This is a genomic window from Variovorax sp. P4_D9 (assembly GCF_056401695.1).
The window spans coordinates 1-4,275 of sequence record NZ_JBFUIU010000747.1; the positions used below are offsets into that span (position 1 = coordinate 1).

The following is a 4,275-nucleotide window of genomic DNA, read 5'->3' on the forward strand; positions in this document are numbered from 1 at the left end:
GAGATGAGGCGCTTGTCAGCGGATATGCATGGGGGCCAGCGGGGCGAGTCGGGGAAACCAGGCGAGCCGAGATGAGGCGCTTGTCAGCGGATATGCATGGGGGCCAGCGGGGCGAGTCGGGGAAACCAGGCGAGCCGCGCAATCAAGGCCGGATATAAGGACGCAGCCGACTTCTTCGCAGCACAACACAAATTCTTCTTGCTATCCGGGAGGCATCCATATAAGCCCACATGAAGATCGCACTCATCGGAGCCGGCCAGATGGGATGGCCAATGGCGCAGCAACTGTCCAAGGCCGGACACGCCGTCACCGTGCATTACAGGCGCGACGCCACGCGCGGTGCAGCGCAGGCGGCGGGGATGGCAGCGAGCCCCTCGATCGCATCGGCCGTCGCGGCACCGGATGTCGTGCTGTCCTCGCTTCCGAACGACGACGCATTGATTGCCGTGGCGAAGGAGGTGGCTGACGAAGCGCCGGCCCATGCCATCTTCGTGGACACCAGTACCGTCTCGCTTGAATCGAGCGCCAGAGCGGCCGCGCGCTGCGAGCGTCGATGAACCTCGACTCGGTTCCGTTCGGTGGGACAAGGAGACGATGGACGGTGCGCTCGGGCGCTGCATCAAGATGACCTCGYGATGATCATGACCTGCGAGCAGGGCAAGCCTCTTGCGCCCCACTCGGCGAGTTGCGACCGGATGATCGCGAGCGGGTGGCGGCGCAGACTCAGTCCAACCGAGCCGTAGTCATCGGCGATCTCGGAGCCCTCCTCCGGCTCCGCGAGAAGGAGCAGGCGCGACTGATGAAACTCGTTGTCAACCTGATGATCGCGACCACCGCGCAGACGCCAACGGGCTCCTTCTTCACCACGATGTCCCGATCGGACCAGGGTGACGGGACTTCAAAGATCCTGCCTTCACATGCGCGTTCACCGACGTAAGGTCGACAATGGCTGCGGGCACCTGGCCTCCCAGCAAATCGTTGACGGCAGGAGCGCTGCCCTTGTAGGGCACTGCCGGCAAACGAAGGTTTGCGGTGCTTGCGAGCAGTTCACTTCAGGTCGTGCGTATCGAGCTGCGCGCGCATGGCCAGGTCTTCCACGCTCGCGAAGGGTGGCTCCGCGCGCGCGGCGACGATGCGCTTCGTCGCTTCCTCGCGCATCCCGTTGATGCGGGACAGGCCTAGGCGCACCGCGCGCAGCGGCTGCTCGTAGGTGGTGTCCCAGCGTGCAGAGGCCGGGCCCTGCACCGGCTCCTCGAGCGTCGAGTCCCATACGCTGATCGTCACGTCGACCGGGCGAACCACGACGCCGTGCTCGCGCGCATCGCGCACCAACTGTGCTGGCGCGTAGAAGCCCATGGGCTGCGAGTTGAGCAGGCCCGCAAGCAGCGCGTCCGGATGGTGCCGCTTCAGCCAGCAGCTCACGTACACCAGGTGGGCGAAGCTGGCTGCGCGTGACTCGGGAAAGCCGTAGCTTCCGAAGCCCTCGACCTGCTTGGCAAGGCGCTGCGCGAACTCGTCGCTATAGCCTTTCTTCAGCATTCGCTCGATGATCTTGCGCTGATGTACCTCCAGCCCGCCGCGTTTGCGCCACGCCCCCATCGCGCGCCGGAGCTGGTCGGCCTCGCCGGCGGTGAAGTCGGCCGCGACCATCGCGATGGCCATGACCTGCTCTTGGAACAACGGGATGCCAAGCGTGCGCTCCGTCGCCTGGCGGATCTCGTCGCTCGGGTACTCGACCGCTTCCTCACCCATGCGGCGGCGCAAGTACGGGTGCACCATGCCGCCCTGAGTAGGGCCTGGCCGGACGATCGCGACCTGGATCACGAGGTCGTAGAAGGTCCGTGGCTGCATGCGCGGCAGCATGCTCATCTGCGCGCGGCTTTCGATCTGGAATACCCCGACGGTGTCGGCCTTGCAGATCATTTCTTAGGTGACCGGGTCCTCCGCGGGCACGTCCTGCATGCGCATCGGCGGGCCGCCGGCTTTTTCGCCGGCCAGGTCGAGCGAGCGGTGAATCGCGGTGAGGATGCGGAGTGCCAGGATGTCGACCTTGATGAGGCCCGTCGAATCCAGGTCGTCCTTGTCCCACTGGATGATGCTGCGGTTGTTCATCGCCGCGTTCTCGACCGGCACGAGGCGGGAGATCTTGTCGCGGCCGATCACGAAGCCGCCAGGGTGCTGGCTCAGATGGCGCGGGAATCCGCGGATCGTGTCGGCGATCGTGAGCCAGTGCACCACGGTCGGATCCGTGGGATCGATCTCGTTCTCGAGCAGGCACGCCTCGCCGATCCACTTCTCGTCGGTGCCGTAGGCCGTGCTTGCCAGGCGGTCAATCTTTTCAGCGTCGATCCCCATGGCCTTGCTCACATCGCGCAGCGCGGACTTCGTGCGGTAGGTGGTGGCCACGGCCGTGAGTGCCGCGCGGTCGCGTCCGTACTTGTCGTAGATGTACTGCATCGCCTCTTCGCGCCGCTGGTGCTCGAAGTCGACGTCGATATCAGGAGGCTCCTTGCGTTCGACCGAAATGAAGCGTTCGAAGAGAACGCTCATGCGATCGGGGTCCACGTTCGTGACCTCGAGGCAATAGCAGACCGCGCTGTTGGCCGCTGACCCTCGTCCCTGGCAGAGGATGTTCCGATCGCGCGCCCAGTGCACGATGTCAGCGACCGTCAGGAAGTAGCTCTCGTATTCAAGCTGGGCAATGATCTTGAGCTCGTGCTCGATCTGCTTTCGCACCTTGTCGGGCGGGCCGCTCGGGTACCGGCGCTGCGCACCCGCGTAGGTGAGCTTGCGCAGGCGCGACGCTGGCGTTTCTCCTTCGGGCACGACCTCAACCAGAAGGGCAGAGAAGAGTTGATCCGAATCCATTATCCCGTCGATCATGGACACGGCATCCCCGGTTGGCCTGGCACTGTTCAGTTCTTGCGTGCTGCAGCAGAGCGCGCCAGGCAGGCGCTGCGATGACGCGTTGACGTTTCCTCGCCTGCGGACGGGGCTACCTCCCGTAGAACTACAAAGCTCGACGCAGAAGCCAGGCAGTGACGACAGCGCCGGCTATCACCGCCACGATCGTCAAGACGCCGTCGGGGGCAGGCGCTTCGGAAGCGGTCATGATCGGTGGCTGGTTCGGTGCAGGGGTGCCCGGCGACTTGGCGAACGGGCTGAACAGCGCGCCACCTGGCTCAACGGCCAAGTCCCCTTCCCTCGAAGCCCTGTTCGATGTCGCCATCGCAGTCGCGGGACCCGCCCGCCATCGGCGCGCCGCAATGACCTGCAGGGCCAGCCGTAGTCCGCGCTCGTACGCCTCGTCGACTGGTATCGCGCGAGCGGCCCGTGCGGGCGGGTTCGAGTCGAGCGGATCGCGTGTCGCGCTTGTTGGCGCGGCCTCGGCCAAGTCCTGCCATCGCGAAATGGGCAGCATCAACTGCTCCCCACTCGCGCCTCTCAGGACAATCGGACGGACTACGAGGGGCTGCATCTGGAGGCTGTGGCAGGCGCAAAAAAGCCCGCACGCGGCGGACTGGGGGTGAGGCTGCTACACCTCCACGTGGCCTTTCAGCGTCTCTCGGCCTTTCTCTGTGATGGCCAGTACCTGGGCTTGTTTCTGGCTTGTTTCTCCGTATACCAGGTGGTCTGGCGGAGGGAGGAAGGCCATGACCATTCCGGCAGCGCGCAGGACGCGGAGATTGTCGATCTCACGCACGTCGTAGACCACGCAAGGCAGCTTCTGCTCAGCGACGCGTTGCAGGCAATCGATTGCCATACTGGGCTCCTGTGAAAAAACAAAAACTCAGTATTGCAGCGCGGCCCGTTGCCGGGCAAGCACTAAGCCTTGTCAAGTTTGGGTTCTTGGCGGGCGGCCTCCTTGCCTCACACCCATGAAAAGGCCCGCGCACACCAAGTCGTGCGGGTCGAGGGGGTTCTACCAAGGCCGTGACGTTTGGCAACTTTTTCGCATGGCAGGCAGTCGACGCCATGGTCCAGTGGCACGTTGTGGTCTGCATGTGGGCGGTTGGCGCGCGGCAATCAGAACTCCTCGCTCGCATTGACTGACAGCCGCCACAGCGAAGGCCACTATTTTTGGGTGATCCTAGTATAGTGCGCCACCCAGATATGTACTTATTATTTGCCCCTTGCCAGCGCAGCCTTGGCTCGCGTGACCTTTGCCAGAATGTCAGTCGCCCTCGCAGTCCAGATGAAAGGCTTTGGGTTGGCGTTGTGATGGGCCACGTACAGATCGATGGCCAGTTCCAGTTCGGGCACGCTGGTGAAGCT

The 4,275-nt window shown here is 64.1% G+C and carries 3 protein-coding genes and 2 pseudogenes; 1 reads left to right on the forward strand and 4 read right to left on the reverse strand.

Annotation, left to right across the window (positions count from 1 at the left end):
* Nucleotides 1-230: 230 nt before the first annotated feature.
* A complete protein-coding gene (locus tag AC1DY5_RS44215) occupies nucleotides 231-557 on the forward strand; it encodes an NAD(P)-binding domain-containing protein (RefSeq protein ID WP_478120746.1) in 327 nt (108 codons plus the stop codon).
* Nucleotides 558-860: 303 nt separating this feature from the next.
* On the opposite strand, the gene AC1DY5_RS44220 is transcribed toward AC1DY5_RS44215, so the two are convergent.
* From AC1DY5_RS44220 to AC1DY5_RS44235, 4 genes and pseudogenes are all read right to left on the reverse strand, one after another.
* Entirely contained in the window at nucleotides 861-1,010 is a 150-nt protein-coding gene (locus tag AC1DY5_RS44220) for a tripartite tricarboxylate transporter substrate-binding protein (RefSeq protein WP_478120747.1), read from the reverse strand.
* Between the two features lie 40 nt (nucleotides 1,011-1,050).
* Nucleotides 1,051-2,832, reverse strand: a pseudogene (locus tag AC1DY5_RS44225) (error-prone DNA polymerase); the annotation flags it as partial.
* Between the two features lie 703 nt (nucleotides 2,833-3,535).
* Nucleotides 3,536-3,763, reverse strand: coding sequence for a hypothetical protein (locus AC1DY5_RS44230; protein WP_478120748.1), 228 nt, complete (start codon nucleotides 3,761-3,763; stop codon nucleotides 3,536-3,538).
* 359 nt (nucleotides 3,764-4,122) lie between these two features.
* Nucleotides 4,123-4,275 (reverse strand): annotated as a pseudogene (locus AC1DY5_RS44235) (IS630 family transposase); the annotation flags it as partial.